The sequence below is a fragment of the Clostridium sp. FP2 genome (assembly GCF_011065955.2).
Classification (GTDB): Bacteria; Bacillota; Clostridia; order Clostridiales; family Clostridiaceae; genus Clostridium_AD; species Clostridium_AD tagluense.
The window spans coordinates 25,284-38,020 of record NZ_JAAMNI020000002.1 but is presented as its reverse complement, the minus strand read 5'-3'; the positions used below and the strand labels follow the sequence as shown (position 1 = coordinate 38,020).

The 12,737-nt window shown below is 28.4% G+C and carries 16 protein-coding genes and 1 pseudogene; 5 read left to right on the top strand and 12 right to left on the bottom strand.

Annotated features, from left to right (window positions below; translation table 11 throughout):
• Window positions 1–74 precede the first annotated feature (74 nt).
• From G9F71_RS24855 to G9F71_RS24815, 8 genes and pseudogenes are all read right to left on the bottom strand, one after another.
• A complete protein-coding gene (locus G9F71_RS24855; RefSeq protein WP_164952171.1) occupies window positions 75–311 on the bottom strand; it encodes a plantaricin C family lantibiotic in 237 nt (78 codons plus the stop codon).
• 554 nt (window positions 312–865) lie between these two features.
• A pseudogene (locus G9F71_RS27805) lies at window positions 866–1,533 on the bottom strand (transposase); the annotation flags it as partial.
• 106 nt (window positions 1,534–1,639) lie between these two features.
• Window positions 1,640–2,629, bottom strand: coding sequence for an ABC transporter permease (locus tag G9F71_RS24840; RefSeq protein WP_164952173.1), 990 nt, complete (start codon window positions 2,627–2,629; stop codon window positions 1,640–1,642).
• A gap of 1 nt (window position 2,630) precedes the next feature.
• A complete protein-coding gene (locus G9F71_RS24835; protein ID WP_164952174.1) occupies window positions 2,631–3,554 on the bottom strand; it encodes an ABC transporter ATP-binding protein in 924 nt (307 codons plus the stop codon).
• A gap of 42 nt (window positions 3,555–3,596) precedes the next feature.
• The gene (locus G9F71_RS24830) at window positions 3,597–4,340 is read right to left on the bottom strand and encodes a hypothetical protein (protein ID WP_164952175.1); all 744 of its coding nucleotides are present in this window, start codon (window positions 4,338–4,340) and stop codon (window positions 3,597–3,599) included.
• Window positions 4,331–5,032, bottom strand: a complete 702-nt coding sequence (locus tag G9F71_RS24825; RefSeq protein ID WP_164952176.1) for an ATP-binding cassette domain-containing protein — start codon at window positions 5,030–5,032, stop codon at window positions 4,331–4,333. The genes G9F71_RS24830 and G9F71_RS24825 overlap by 10 nt, the downstream gene beginning before the upstream one ends.
• Window positions 5,025–5,399, bottom strand: a complete 375-nt coding sequence (locus G9F71_RS24820) for a GntR family transcriptional regulator (RefSeq protein WP_164952177.1) — start codon at window positions 5,397–5,399, stop codon at window positions 5,025–5,027. Before G9F71_RS24820 ends, G9F71_RS24825 begins: the two co-directional genes overlap by 8 nt.
• A gap of 20 nt (window positions 5,400–5,419) precedes the next feature.
• Entirely contained in the window at window positions 5,420–5,986 is a 567-nt protein-coding gene (locus G9F71_RS24815) for a transposase (RefSeq protein WP_164952178.1), read from the bottom strand.
• A 407-nt stretch (window positions 5,987–6,393) separates the two neighbouring features.
• Here G9F71_RS24815 and G9F71_RS24810 point away from each other — a divergent pair, with 407 nt between their 5' ends.
• A complete protein-coding gene (locus G9F71_RS24810; RefSeq protein ID WP_164952179.1) occupies window positions 6,394–7,134 on the top strand; it encodes a LytR/AlgR family response regulator transcription factor in 741 nt (246 codons plus the stop codon).
• On the top strand, window positions 7,122–8,468 hold the full coding sequence (locus G9F71_RS24805) for a GHKL domain-containing protein (protein ID WP_224626858.1): 1,347 nt from the start codon (window positions 7,122–7,124) through the stop codon (window positions 8,466–8,468). Before G9F71_RS24810 ends, G9F71_RS24805 begins: the two co-directional genes overlap by 13 nt.
• Here G9F71_RS24805 and G9F71_RS24800 read toward each other — a convergent pair.
• Window positions 8,465–8,611 (bottom strand): cyclic lactone autoinducer peptide, encoded by a 147-nt coding sequence (locus tag G9F71_RS24800; RefSeq protein WP_164952170.1) that lies wholly within the window; start codon window positions 8,609–8,611, stop codon window positions 8,465–8,467. The genes G9F71_RS24805 and G9F71_RS24800 overlap by 4 nt on opposite strands.
• Window positions 8,612–8,783: 172 nt before the next feature.
• Here G9F71_RS24800 and G9F71_RS24795 point away from each other — a divergent pair, with 172 nt between their 5' ends.
• Window positions 8,784–9,386 carry an accessory gene regulator B family protein gene (locus G9F71_RS24795; RefSeq protein ID WP_164952181.1) on the top strand — a complete coding sequence of 201 codons (603 nt, stop codon included), beginning with the start codon at window positions 8,784–8,786 and terminating at the stop codon, window positions 9,384–9,386.
• A 15-nt stretch (window positions 9,387–9,401) separates the two neighbouring features.
• Here the strand turns inward: G9F71_RS24795 and G9F71_RS24790 are convergent, their stop codons facing one another.
• The 3 genes from G9F71_RS24790 to G9F71_RS24780 all read right to left on the bottom strand — a co-directional run bounded on the left by G9F71_RS24790 (window position 9,402) and on the right by G9F71_RS24780 (window position 11,340).
• On the bottom strand, window positions 9,402–9,812 hold the full coding sequence (locus G9F71_RS24790) for a CPBP family intramembrane glutamic endopeptidase (protein WP_224626855.1): 411 nt from the start codon (window positions 9,810–9,812) through the stop codon (window positions 9,402–9,404).
• 559 nt (window positions 9,813–10,371) lie between these two features.
• A complete protein-coding gene (locus G9F71_RS24785) occupies window positions 10,372–10,623 on the bottom strand; it encodes an Abi family protein (RefSeq protein ID WP_164952182.1) in 252 nt (83 codons plus the stop codon).
• A 273-nt stretch (window positions 10,624–10,896) separates the two neighbouring features.
• Entirely contained in the window at window positions 10,897–11,340 is a 444-nt protein-coding gene (locus G9F71_RS24780; protein WP_164952183.1) for a hypothetical protein, read from the bottom strand.
• Between the two features lie 704 nt (window positions 11,341–12,044).
• Between G9F71_RS24780 and G9F71_RS24775 the strand changes: the two genes are divergently transcribed.
• Both G9F71_RS24775 and def read left to right on the top strand, forming a co-directional pair.
• Window positions 12,045–12,281 carry a helix-turn-helix transcriptional regulator gene (locus G9F71_RS24775; RefSeq protein ID WP_164947493.1) on the top strand — a complete coding sequence of 79 codons (237 nt, stop codon included), beginning with the start codon at window positions 12,045–12,047 and terminating at the stop codon, window positions 12,279–12,281.
• A complete protein-coding gene (gene def / locus G9F71_RS24770; RefSeq protein WP_164952184.1) occupies window positions 12,282–12,731 on the top strand; it encodes a peptide deformylase in 450 nt (149 codons plus the stop codon).
• The last annotated feature ends 6 nt before the right edge of the window (window positions 12,732–12,737 follow it).

Sequence of the window (12,737 nt, the reverse complement as noted above, 5' to 3'; positions counted from 1 at the left end):
ACGTATTGGATTGTCCAACAAATGTTTACTACTACTCTTTAAGCAATTCATAATAACCAAAATAATATTAATTATTATTTTGTACCAGCACAAAGATTAGTGAAATCACACTCTGCTGAGACTGTACAAACTCTACCATAATTAGTACCTAACCCTGCAATATTTGCTGCTTGTTTTGAAACCCAGTCATTAGTACCACCACTAATTGTTTCTAACTGATTGTCCGTAATTTCTTTCAATAAATTACCGGATGCTAAATCCTCATTATAATTTTTGGCATTTCTTAAAAGTGGATTTTTAATTATTGACATATATACCCATCTCCCTTTTTTTATTAGTCTTTCAACTAAATCCTATACCAACATAGCTGTCATCAAATGCAAAGTAGAATAATAAATATAATTGTAATAATCCTTTAACGTAGATATGTATTTTTACTAAGTTTTAATCTTTAGTAAAAATCACTCTTTAAAAATGATTATGTTATTAATTTCTTAATATTGCTTTGCACTTTGCAATAAACTAGCTAGTATCGGATATAATTGATGTAACCTTAAAATTGTTCACAATTCTCACTCCTTTGCTTAAACGAACTTCTTTATTTATATTTATATTTTTTTTATTCTTACTTAAAAATGAAGCTGCTTGTCTAATTTCAGTATCCTTTTTCCAATGGTTTTAACCATGTCATATGCAAATATATATTTTATTATTATGGTATTTATTACTTTTAAACCATTATTTGATTGAATTGTATCCCATAAAAATACATGATTCAACACTAAAGTCATCAAACGTCATTATTTAACCATAAGAGAAGGTCAGCCATAAAATGGCTGACCTTCTCAGGTTTTTTTACCTTCAATCATGCGATAGCATTCTGAGTTATGGAAAAATTAGAAATAACCCCTAAATTCTTAGTTAGAAAATTAAAAAACATGGAAAATAGCAGTCTAGCTATCTTCTTTATGTTTTGCACTGCTGCTGTAAGCAGGCACTGCTCTTGCACATTTCCTAGTCCACGCATATGGCAATAGCGAAGCCCATGCAGTTGTTTTGAATCTGCAAAGCTTCGCTCTATAGTCTCTTTTCGTCTTCTATATATATTTCTACCTTTATCAGTTTTGGTAAACTTTACAACATCTTCTTTGTACGTTTCCCAAATATGTCTTCTAATAGTTTTAAACTTACTATTTCAGAAAAACATTGAGCTTTATTTGGGCATTTCTCGCAATCTTTTGCATTACCAACATATTCTTTATATCCATCTCCTGTTGTCGTTTTATAATGCAAAGCCCTTAAGTCAGGGCATACGTATATGTCCTGTTCTTTAACATATTGAAATATATTTTTTGTGTACATTCCTTTTGTATGTGGAGACCTACGTTATCCCATTACGGATTTTAGCTCTCTTTCAAACAATTCTTTACATATAAGATTTGTAGCATAACCAGCATCGGCACCAACATATTTTGTACTAAAATCGATTTTTTTTATTTACACATCTAATCTATCGATATAAGGATCAACATCCCAATTAAAAATTGGGATGTTTTACATGTTATGTTTGTCAACAGTCTGAGAAGGTCAGCCATAAAATGGCTGACCTTCTCTTTCCTAATCACTAAAATACTTATGTTTAAATATCGCGTTTTTCAAAAACTAAATAACCTGCAAAACAGAATATCACAGAATATATAGCCGATATACTAATAGCAAAAGCAAGTGTTGTACCCTCAACGCATAATCCTGTATTAACAACACTAGTGAAATCAGACAATCCAAATGGAAGATATTTACCCCAACTGATAAGAATAGCAAATGTTTGAATAAGCTGCCTAACAACTAAAAGTAAGAATAAAGAAAAGCCGGTTGCAATTGAACGAGAACGAGATATTGCTGAAATTGTAAAAGCCATTATTACATATACAATTACCTGAAGAAAATCAAGACCGAAAAAAATAATTGTTTTTAATATAGTTGGAATATATATTATTCTGCTACCTGTCCACATCATTTCCTTAGCGCCTATGCCATCAAAGCCACAAAGTATACCCAGTATTATAAAGTTTAACAAAAATGTTGTTACAAGAAGTAGAAGACCATAAAGCATTATGACTATTAGTTTTGCAGTAAGAATCTCAAATCGTTTATAAGGACGTGATATCATCATTTTCATTGTACCCTCTGAAAACTCACCCGCAACTAAAGCTGAACATGCTATTATTAACAAAAGCGCAATAATTAAATTATAAGAAGCATTTTGATTCACTTCTATGACTCTTGTCCAAATATTTCCTTTTAATTCTGGTTTGATATTGTTATTAATTCTGTATTCCCCTTCAGCTATACTCTTTTTAAATGATCCTATAAGTGCTTTTGACATTTTATCTGTTCCATTCTCAATTTGTTTTATCTTAGCTTTTTTTAAAATAATATCTTTCTGAAAGAGTTGTTTCCAATTTTCAGAAATATTAGTAGTGTTTGACTCCTTTTGAGATTCGGTATATTTAAAAATACCCGTTGCTAATATTATAATTGCAATCATTATGATTAACATTACTTTTGTAGAAAGTCTTTTCCATAACTTTGTATTTTCTATTGAAACAAGTGTAAAAAAACTACCCATATTATTTCCCCTCCCCTGTAAGCTTCATAAATACATCTTCAAGTGATTGAGTTTCTTGTTTATCCATACCGAAAATAGCTATACCAGCATAAGTTAATGTTGTAACTACTTCTGGAATACGATCCTTGGTTGTTTCAATATGTACTCCGCATTCCAAGATGCTATTATTTATATTAAGGCTTGTTAGAAGCGAAGCTGCCTTCTCATTATTATTAGATTCTAATACCAAAACAGTAGTATTATCCTTCTGTGACATGTTAAGAAGTTCTTCAACGGATTTTACCGTTATAATTTTGCCTTTATTAATTATACCAACACGGTCGCACATCTGCTGCATTTCACCTAATATATGACTAGATACAAGCACCGTAAGAGCAGTTTCTGATGAAAGATTTCGAAGTAGCTCACGCAGATCTTTAATTCCAGCTGGGTCAAGACCATTTGTAGGCTCATCAAGTATAAGAAGTTTTGGACTATGTAGTAGTGCCTGGGCAATACCTAAACGTTGTTTCATACCTAGGGAATAAGTTTTTACCTTATCATTTATTGCCTTCTCAAGATCCACAATTTTCACTACTTCGTTGATTCGCATCTCATTTACACCTTTATATATTTTAGCAAATATTTTAAGATTATCGAGTCCAGACATATAATTATACATATCCGGATTTTCAACTATGCACCCAATGTTACGCATTGCTCCTTTAAAATCCTTTTTCACTGAGCATCCTCCCACATATATATTCCCCTCAGTAATTTTGGATAGTCCCACAATCATCTTAATAGTAGTGGATTTACCCGCTCCATTAGGCCCTAGAAACCCGAATATTTCGCCTTTTTTTAGTTCAATGGAAATATCTGAAACTATTGTACGTTTACCAATTACTTTTTTTAGTTTTTCGATTTTTAATACCTCATTAAGCATAATATAACCCCCTAAAATTAGTGTTTTAGTTATATAAAAAAATCATTTTAGACTTGTCCTATTATCAAGCAAGTATGCGGTTGCAAAGAATAACACAACTAGTATAAATAATTCAAAAAGACATTGAACCAATAACTTATTTATCAAAACTTGTTCAATTAAATTATTAATGACTGTTATTGTATTTGTGTGGTGGGCTACCTTCCTAAAGAGAAATGAAGAAAGTAAATTCAAAATTCCTAGCACAAAAGATATTACTAATCCAGCCATTAAGCTAAACCTTCGCCAAATTGGCAACTTTGAAACGGATATAGAAAAATATATTACTAATACAAATTGAATTATGTTTACCAAGTAATTAATTCCAAGGATTATTGCATATGTCTTATTTATTTCAATAAACTTATAAGTATCGTTAATATAACCTGATTCACCATAATAAAATACAAGTATTGTAATCCAAAAAACTATAATTAATACTAATGCTAAAATCCAAATAAATGCAGAAATAAGCTTTGAAGCTAAAAGCATTCTACCATCTACGGGAATCGTGAACATAAAATATCCCTCATTATGATAAAAATTTTCATTATATCGTTGGAATATTATTAGAAATGTTATTACACATAAGGCTATAATTCCAAAAGTTAACACAACTGTATTAACTTTTTCGTGATTTCTGAAAAATATCATCAATGCAGATGCAATTGCAATATAAGCTAAAAATGACATAACAATCTTAAGATAACTTGACTTAATGTCATACTTTAAAAGCTTCAGCAACATTTAAAAGCCTCCCTACAAATATTATCTATGGATTTCCCAAATTTAGCTCGAACATTATCTACTTCATCATTAACTAAAATCTTACTATCCTTAATAATAATAACGTCATCAAAAGAGCTTTCAATATCTTGGATAAGCTGAGTAGATATAATAACTGAACTTTTTTCATTATAATTAGTAAGTATGGTATCAATTATTGTGTCACGACTAGCCGAATCCACACCATCCAAAGGTTCATCGAGCACATAAAGTTTTGCACGCCGTGACATTACAAGGATGAGCTGAACCTTTTCATAGGTGCCCTTTGAGAGCTTTGTAACATTTTGATCAATATCTATGTTAAGTAATTTTAATAGCTCCAAAGCTTTATTTTTATCAAAATCCATATAAAAATCTGTAAGTAAACTCACTGTATCCTTAACCTTCATCCATGAACTTAAATAAGTCTTGTCTGGCAAATATGACACAATTGATCTTGTATATATCCCAGGTCTATGGTTGTCAATTAGAACTTTCCCAGAATAATTCTTAATAGCACCTGTTATAATTTTTATTATTGTAGTTTTGCCAGTTCCATTTGCTCCAAGGAGACCCACTATTCTACCTTCTGGAATTATGAGTGAAATATTATCCAATATTATTTTCCCTTCATATTTTTTTGTTAAATTAATTATTTCAACTAAATTACTCATAGTTACTTTCCTCCATAAACTCTTCAATTAGTCTTAATATATCAGACTTGTGAAAACCAGATTTTTTCATAAGCTCAACAAACTCTGAAATTTTCTTTTGGATTAATTCATCTTTGATTTTTTTGATTAATTCACTATCAATGGTTATAAATCTACCTGAGGTTCTTTCAGTATAACTAAGCTTCTCACTTTCAAGCGATGCAAATGCTCTTTGCATTGTATTTGGGTTGACTCCCATGGTCTGAGCTAAATCTCTTACACTTTCTATCTTACTCCCTGGTTTCCTCTCTCCAAAAATAATTTGTCTTTTTATTTCTTCAATGATCTGAAGATAAATTGGTATATTAGGATTAAATTCAAATTTCAAACGCATCCCCCTGTTCTTGTTTAGCAATATTGTAACAAGTGCTTAATACAATAATACAAAACTAGAACAAGAATGTCAAGCAGATTTCCAGATTTCAATTCATATTCTAGTTGTATTTTTACACCTGAAGCTTGAGAACAGCCGTAAGATCCAGGGTAAATATCTTTATGGCTTTCTGGTACTTGAAAAGCAGTAGAATCAAGTATTCTTATTCGTTTGAAATGTTCATGCCATACACTTGGTATACAAGTATTATTTGATATTGTTTGGCGCAACAGATTCTCAAAAATTTTCTTTAAAAATTCCACGCATTTTCCATTTAAACGGTGATCTAATGCTTGATTAGAAATAACTATTCCTATTTCGGCATTAAGTTTTGTACATAGGGTAACAAGTGTATTATTCGCAACCTCTGCATCTATAAAGCAGTATAAGCAACCGAATTCCCATGCGCGAATTTTACCTTTTCTTTTCACAAAACCTGTTTCTCTTGCTATTGCTTCAAGCTCCACTTTTGAAAAACAACTTTTAAGTTCAGCTGCAAAAAGTTTTATATCTTTATCCAATTTTAAGTTTTCTTCTATCATTTGTAAATTACCCCCGTTGATGTGTTTTTATTATCTTTCAAATAATAACATTTTTACAAATGGGGGTCTTTATTTTTATAGAATTTTCTTAGCTTGATGGCTATGTGGCGAGACCCCATATATTTCACAAAGTATATTTTATGAAAGAACATTAAATAGCCATTTTTTTGTTTCGAAACTATAAGAAAGAAGTTTTGAAATATTTCTAATTGAACATATAGTATTTGAAATAGCTTTAATAATGGTTTAATTTTAATGGTTAACGTGATTATGTAAATTACCCCATGATGTGGCTGGTTTTTACGTGTATGTCGTATGTACCCGAATTAATCAACAAAAATGCATAATTCGCAAAATTATGTTATAATATGTAATACTTGTATTAATGTGAATTTAGGGGGTGCACAATGCTTGGTATTATACTTTGTGAAGATAATGAACATCAAAGAAAACAAATTGAAAGCATTATAAAGGACGAATTAATTAATTTGGAAATTGATTTAGAAATAGAATTATCAACAAAAAAATATGACGAAGTTATTGCTTATGTAAAAAGCAATAAAGAGAGAAGTTTTATTTATTTTCTAGATGTAGATTTAAAAGATCAGATATCAGGAATAGAACTTGCAAAGATTATAAGAAGGTATGATTCAAATGGATATATTGTTTTTGTTACATCCCATTCTGAGCTTTCTCTTTTAACTTTTAAATATAAAGTACAAGCTTTAGATTATATTTTAAAAAGTGATTTTAAAAATATTAAGAATAAAATTAATGAATGTTTACTAGAAGCTTGTAAGGATTACGACAAAAATAATATTGAAAAAGAAGATACTATAACGATAAATTTAGGAAATAGAATAAATAAGTTCTTTTTATGTGATATCTTATTTTTTGAAACAACAAATATAGCTCATAAATTGAGGCTTCATACACTTAATGGAGAATTTGAGTTTTATGGAAAATTGAGAGATCTAGAGATTAATTTAAATTCATATTTTTATAAGTCTCATAAATCTTATTTGGTAAACATAGCTAATATAAGTTCAATTGATAAACGTAATCATATTCTACATTTTGTAAATGATGAAACTTGTTTTGTTTCTATAATGTATATAAAGGGACTGATTAAAAAATGCCTAGATTAATTTTAAATATAACGTATATGCTCATTTTAACAGTAAATATAAGTATCATAATGACTACTATTAGTATTATTAAAATATCTATTAAAAATATTCTGATATTTAATACTATTATTTTTATAATTAGTTTTTTATTGTATGTAAATAAACAAAATTATTTATTAAGCCCTAGTATTACTATCGTAATACTAATATATTTATATATAATCTCGAAAAAATTATATTACACTATAATTTTTTCTGCTTTTACGCAATTAATTTTTGTTTTAAGTGATGCTATAACAGGGTTCTTTTTAGTTTTTGTCATAAAATTAAATTATTCTGAAATTTTAAACAATCCTAAAGCTAAGGTAATAACCTCTTTAAGTATTTTATTAATATCTTATGTTATAAGCAAAGTTGTAGAAATATCTTTTAAAAAAAAATATTTTAGTAATTTCATTCAAATTAAGTCGAAAAATATTTTGATTTTTGCCGGTTGCTTATTAATAGCTTTAATTTCTATATACTTATATTCAAATTTTTTAAAAGATTCATTTAAGTCTTTTGGGAAAATTAATGTTGCGCTAAATCTATTTTTTATATTATTTTTTTCAGCTATAATAATCATACTTACAAAATTAAACAATGAAAATACAAACGCAAGTTTGGAAGTAAAATTTAGAGATGAGGAATTGTCTAAACTTAAGGAATACACAAGTATGTTAGAATATGTTTCTAATGACTTACGAAATTTTAAACATGACTATATTAACATACTTCAAATTATGGATGAATACATTAAATCAGATAATATTGAGGGTTTAAAAATTTTTTATGAAAATAATTTAGTACCAGAAAGTAAAAAAATTTTAGAAAAAGACATATGTTTCATGTTGCTTCAGCACATAAAAATTGATCCATTAAAGGCAATCATCTCTTCTAAAATTATTAATGCTCAATCAAAAAATATTAAAGTAAAGATTGAAATTATTGATGATATAAATGAACTATCAATAAATTTAATTGATATATGTAGAATTGTAGGAATATTGCTTGACAATGCAATTGAAGCAACCGAATTATGTGATAATAAATTTATTAACTTCTTAATATTTAAAGATGAAAAGAGTACTTCACTTATTATAAATAATTCTTGTAATGAGAGTACTCCATCTATTCACAAAATATATGAAAAGAATTTTTCAACTAAAGGTTTCAATAGAGGAATAGGTTTAAAATTTGTTAAAACTATTATTAAGGAAAAATATACTAATGTACTGTTAAATACCAAAATTCAGAATTTAACATTTTGTCAAGAATTTATAATTATTAATAATAGTAACAAGTATAATTAGTCAATCTTGTATAGTGACTTAGGCATTTTACATTCATTGAACATCCAAAACGGACACAGTGAAGTCGAAACTGCAGCTACTGACATAGTGATTGTACAAAATAGTAGTGCTAAAAATTTTTTAATTCCACATTTTTTTCTCATTATATACTCCTTTGTAAAAATTATTTAAATTTTCATATATTTAATATACCACAGTAAAATAGTTTATTTATATGAAATTTCATAAAACATGTAAATTTAGTCGTAAAGCATATAATTTTAGTCTTAGAATACTTTTATATTGATTCGAAATACAAAACAAGGAGATTAACGAATGAATATTACTGAAAAGATAACTAAAACATTTATTAAATTTATAACAAACAATACAGAAAAATCAGAAGAGGAGATTGAAAAAATCCAATATGGATTTCAAGTTATAATAATGAATCTTTTTAAAATTATTATTTTATTTTTCACTGCATATTTTCTCGAAATATTTATATATACCTTAGTTGCTTTTATAGTTTTTGGTATATTTAGATCTTTTGCTTGTGGGGTGCATGCAAACACTAGCTTAAATTGTATTATAATAAATTATGTTGTATTTTTAGGAAATGTTTTTATAAGTATAAATTTCTCATTAAATAAAATCATTATAGTAACAATGTATATAATAAGTCTTATTTTAGTTATCTTGTATGCTCCAGCAGATACAGAAGAACGCCCCCTTATAAGTGAAAACTATAGAAAAAAATTAAAAACCAGAGCTATTAGTGTAGTTTTAGTTTTTGCTTTGATAAGTTTATTAATAGGAAATTCTATATATATAAATTTAATTACTACTTCTATAATAGAAGAGTCCATTCTGCTTACTCCATTAGCATATATTATTTTCAAAAAACCTTATAGGAATTATGCAAATGTTAAGTTTTAAATTTTTATTATTTAATTATGTTAGTCCTATCCAAATGCATATATTAAAAACGGAATGACATATGATTGGAACCCACAAAGACGTGTATTCATGAAATAAATAACCCAAGATAAGACTAACGATAAAAACACTTTTAATAGAGCTTACAATGTTTACATCACTTAATATCCAAATTGGTATATGTATTAATACAAATAATACGGTTGTTAATAAATTAGCTAATATAAAATTCATATGATTTAAAAGTTTTTGAAACACAAAACCTCTAAATGGTATTTCTTCAAATATTCCAACCAACGAACCACTTATCCATAATATTCCTATATTTAGATTAATAAGTCCTCCTCCGAATATAATTCTTTTTATTATTAGAACAATTACAAATAAGATGCTAATGAAAATTCCCTCTTTAATACTATTGTTCAATTTTAAAAATTCTATCGGGTTTACGTTATCTTTTAACTTGAGATATAGTATAACAGGTGTTATAAAGAATAGCATATATATCATCAAAATAATAATAAAGACTTTCAATTTTAAATCGCCCCTCTGTAAAATATCATTCAAAAGACTAAATATTTCGTTGGATTTGAGCCATCAATCCGCTCTATGTTGAGCCATATGTATCCTCAAAAATGAGCCACCATGTTGCGTTGTTAACCATAGAAAAAATCAGTTGTTAAACTTACTCTTTTTCATTAATTACAGTAGGAATTGATATATTAAACTACCACAGGGTGGCTTCAGGCTTTAATTAGCACTCAGTAGCATTTCCGATAGGCACTAGCGCCTAAACTCAAACGTATATTAACATATCTAACGTTATAATGAATTTATCAGTACTATACTGAATTTTCATTGGAGGTTGGTTATTATGAAAACCCAAGAATTTATTGATAATGCATGCTGTTGTTCAATAAAATTCGCTATGCTCATGACCTTTTACAACTCCCTATAGGGAGTCTTTTTTTAGTAAGATCCATATTTATGTGCTATATGATATGCAATAAGTATCGTAGATGTCTTCTAGTGTAGTATCATAAAAAAACATACCATCTGACTTAAATATTAACATATAAGCACTTAACCTATAATAATTAACTCTGCTTAGTATATCAATTGCTCTATTTTCATCATCAATAATAAGATTTCTTTTTCTCAACATCTTTAACTGTTCTTCAAAAGTTGTAGGAGTTTTGTTACAAATTATATTATCACTTTCCATTATATCATCCACAAATAAAATGTCCCACCTGGTGCGCATTGTAAAGAGGCGTGGTGGGTTCTATTAATATTAGTATACGCAAAAAGTAAATAAATTACACCTTTATTTTTGCTTATATCCATTCATATCTGTTCATATAGGTAACTTAACATCTATATTCTATTATTATCGTGCTTTTTCACTTATATTCTTCTAAACTATTAGAAAAAGCACCTCTATATTATTTTCTAAAATTACTCAACTCCATAACTGCGCATTCAAAGCGTTTCTCTTGCTCCATATTATTTAATCTTTCCACCAAATCACCAAATCCCCAATTATTAAAACCATCTCATGCTTACTATAAGCTTTATCATCAAAGCCCTTTGCTTCGCCATAAACCTTTTTATAAAGCTTCCTCGCATACTTCATCTGTTTATCCGTAACTGGTTCCACCTTCTGCTTTTTAACCCTCTCCGCTGCATTACCCTTTAACTTATCTATTTTTTTAAGGTACCTCTCTTTAAACACCTTTTTAATATCCTCTAAGAGATCCTCATCTACATCAAATCTTTCATCAGTAATTCTCTTAACAAACTGCAGCTTTCCTTCTGCCTTTTGAAATTTATTCCTATACCAGGAGTCAAAAACAGAATCAAAATCCTCATCCTCGGAGATTCCTTTTAGCGTAGTAGTCATACTACCACTAATACTAAGCTTCCATCGTTGTTCTAAATCTTTATATAACATAATAATACCTCCTCTAGATAACCTAGGTTACACCCATAATCTTATCGGAATGTTTCATGATACCAAACTATTTTGAAAATCTTCCTTTATTGGTACTATAGCTAATTTTCTTATAAAATCACTTAAGTCATCAATGTGTCTTTTTTCTGCCAGCATAAAAAAAGCCCTCCAATTTTTTTGTAACCCAAATAAGGAGTGCTGCATTATATCTATTAATCATCACCTTAGGTGATTACCCTCTATTGGTAAATAATTGTAATTTTAATTTGTTTATTGTAATTTTATCTGTTTTAATTTTAATATGTATTACCTATAACTTCAAGTTTTTATAATATGTAGTCATATTTGTTATCTCTCATAAAATCATCTTCTATATACATTTTGTAACCTCTAGTAACTACCATTCTACCTAATTTTTGATTATTTATCTATAGTTTTTTGACATAAAATAATTCCAACACAAAACCCCTATTATGGTATTCATTGTAGCTTTTTTACTATTATCATTGCGTTAGAATAATGATGAGTATGCAAAACCTATTTAAGACACACTCTTCATAAGTTACGGTGAAACTGTAAAATACGAGGATTATTAATTTAGATTGAAATTTTATTTATTCTATATTATGTAAGGTTAACTTGACACAAAAATAAAGTAATGCTATATTTACAATGTAAGGTTAACCTTACCGAGGTGGTAATTAATGAAAAATAGAATAAAACAATTTCGTGAATCTTTTGGATTAACTCAAGAACAATTAGGAGAACTTGTAGGGGTATCAAGACAAGCAATTAACTCCATTGAAACTGAAAAATTTGAGCCGTCTATATGGTTAGCTTATGATATTTGTAAAACATTCCACAGCTCCATAGAGGAAATTTTTCTTTTTGAAGAAAGTGAAAGAAAATCGAGAGCACAACAAAGTAGGGGGGTAGTTTAAATGGCATTAAGACAAATTAGACTTTTTGATGATGAAATATTAAGAAAAAAGAGCAGAGTAGTTGAAGTAGTAGACGATAAAATAAGGCGAATTCTAACTGATATGGCGGATACTATGTATCATTCAAAAGGTGGAGGGTTAGCGTCTCCGCAAGTAGGCATACTAAAGAGGTTAGTTGTAATAGATATGGGGCAAGGACTTATAAAATTAGTTAATCCAAGGATAATTAAGCAGGAAGGTATTCAGGAAGTTGTGGAGGGCTGTTTAAGTATTCCAAATACATTGGGAAAGTTAAAAAGACCTGCAAATGTAACGGTACAAGCATTGAATGAAAATGGTGAGGATATTATAGTGAGTGGTACAGGAGATTTAGCAAAATGTTTTTGCCATGAAATAGACCATTTAGAAGGTATTCTTTTTACTGATTTAGTTACTGAATATATAAAGTAAGGTTAT

Coding starts and splice junctions, on each gene's coding strand:
- G9F71_RS24775 (WP_164947493.1), top strand. CDS start 12,045: ATGAAAAATAGAATAAAACAATTTCGTGAATCTTTTGGATTAACTCAA.
- G9F71_RS24840 (WP_164952173.1), bottom strand. CDS start 2,629: ATGGGTAGTTTTTTTACACTTGTTTCAATAGAAAATACAAAGTTATGG.
- G9F71_RS24825 (WP_164952176.1), bottom strand. CDS start 5,032: ATGAGTAATTTAGTTGAAATAATTAATTTAACAAAAAAATATGAAGGG.
- def (WP_164952184.1), top strand. CDS start 12,282: ATGGCATTAAGACAAATTAGACTTTTTGATGATGAAATATTAAGAAAA.
- G9F71_RS24800 (WP_164952170.1), bottom strand. CDS start 8,611: ATGAGAAAAAAATGTGGAATTAAAAAATTTTTAGCACTACTATTTTGT.
- G9F71_RS24830 (WP_164952175.1), bottom strand. CDS start 4,340: ATGTTGCTGAAGCTTTTAAAGTATGACATTAAGTCAAGTTATCTTAAG.
- G9F71_RS24795 (WP_164952181.1), top strand. CDS start 8,784: ATGAATATTACTGAAAAGATAACTAAAACATTTATTAAATTTATAACA.
- G9F71_RS24855 (WP_164952171.1), bottom strand. CDS start 311: ATGTCAATAATTAAAAATCCACTTTTAAGAAATGCCAAAAATTATAAT.
- G9F71_RS24810 (WP_164952179.1), top strand. CDS start 6,394: ATGCTTGGTATTATACTTTGTGAAGATAATGAACATCAAAGAAAACAA.
- G9F71_RS24780 (WP_164952183.1), bottom strand. CDS start 11,340: ATGTTATATAAAGATTTAGAACAACGATGGAAGCTTAGTATTAGTGGT.
- G9F71_RS24835 (WP_164952174.1), bottom strand. CDS start 3,554: ATGCTTAATGAGGTATTAAAAATCGAAAAACTAAAAAAAGTAATTGGT.
- G9F71_RS24815 (WP_164952178.1), bottom strand. CDS start 5,986: ATGATAGAAGAAAACTTAAAATTGGATAAAGATATAAAACTTTTTGCA.
- G9F71_RS24805 (WP_224626858.1), top strand. CDS start 7,122: ATGCCTAGATTAATTTTAAATATAACGTATATGCTCATTTTAACAGTA.